The sequence below is a fragment of the Phytoactinopolyspora endophytica genome (assembly GCF_004138495.1).
Lineage (GTDB): Bacteria > Actinomycetota > Actinomycetes > Jiangellales > Jiangellaceae > Phytoactinopolyspora > Phytoactinopolyspora endophytica.
Map to the genome: position 1 here is coordinate 11,602 of NZ_ML142857.1, position 1,296 is coordinate 12,897.

General features: G+C 65.5%; 1 protein-coding gene and 1 pseudogene. Both read right to left on the reverse strand.

The window, feature by feature from the left end; all coding sequences use genetic code 11:
• Nucleotides 1-153: pseudogene (locus ELR45_RS42795) on the reverse strand (6-phospho-beta-glucosidase); the annotation flags it as partial.
• Nucleotides 150-902 (reverse strand): DeoR/GlpR family DNA-binding transcription regulator, encoded by a 753-nt coding sequence (locus ELR45_RS17955; RefSeq protein WP_129667623.1) that lies wholly within the window; start codon nt 900-902, stop codon nt 150-152. The pseudogene ELR45_RS42795 and the gene ELR45_RS17955, both read right to left, overlap by 4 nt.
• Nucleotides 903-1,296 lie beyond the last annotated feature (394 nt).

Here is a 1,296-nt window from a genome sequence, read left to right on the forward strand (position 1 = left end):
CGACGCCTCGTCGAGGACCGCCCGGACGGCCCGCACCCGCGCCGGATCCGTGTCGTGCAGGACGACCGTCTCCACGCCGGAGTCTTCCGACGCCAGCGCCGAGTGGACCAGCGGCACGCGGAACCCGCCGCCGCCCAGGATCGTCAGCCTCATACGGTGATCACCTCTACTCCAGATTCACGCAATGTATCGAGAGTGTCCGGGGTCGCGCCGTCGTTGGTCACGACGATGTCGAGCGCGTCCGGACCACATACTGTGGCGTAGCCGTTGCCGGGGAACTTCGACTCATCCGCCAGCAGGATCACTTGGTCGGAGGAGGCGATCATCGCCCGTCTGCCAGGAACCTCCACGGCCGTGGTGTCCACGACAGTGCCGTCGGGACGTACACCGCTGGTCCCCATGAACAGCCGGCCGGCTCGGACCTGGCGCACGCAATCCTCGGTCAGGAACCCCACCAGCGACCGGTAGTTACGCCGGACGACGCCGCCGAGCAGGATCAGCTCGATCTCGGGGTCCGGCACCAGCTCTTCGTAGACCGCGAGATTCGACGTCATGACGGTCACCGAACGACCGTGCAGGTACGTGGAGAGCTGGTGGACAGTAGTGCCGATGTCGAGCAGCAGCACGTCGCCGTCCCGGACCAGGTCGGCAGCGCCTCGCGCGACGGCGTCGCGGGCCTCTTTGCCGACGGTGGCGACCTCCGCGAACGGCTCTTCGAGTGAGGTGCTGGCCGCCGCGCCACCGCGGACACGGGTCAACAGGTCCAACCGTTCCAGCCGGTTCAGGTCACGGCGGATGGTGGCCGGGCTGACATCGAGTCGCTCAGCGAGCACGCCGACCGCCACAGGCCCCTCGGCGCGCAGGATCTGCATGATCATCTCGTACCGTCGCTGTGCAAGCACGAGTGCACAATATCAATCAATCATGCGCATGTGTCCACCGAGGCGTATCGAATCTGCTTGAATATGCTCAACAAAGGAGGTGATACGCGGCCGTTACAATCAGCTCTTGTCAACTTTGCGCAAGACCGCTATGTTCTTACAACACGACATTACCGGCGTACACCAAGGCGTCGCATAGCGACGGACACGGGAGGACGACGGTCGTCGGACACTCCGCCGGCCGCCAGGCTCCCACCACATATCGTCAGGACCGAGCAGCACATTCGAGGTATACGTGCCCAGCAACAGCGACCACCCGCTTCCCGGCCACCCGGCCGGGCCGTCGTACGACCCCAGGTCGCCCTTTGATCCGCTGGCTGCCGTCCGCGGTGAGGACGATCCGGAGTTCGACGCC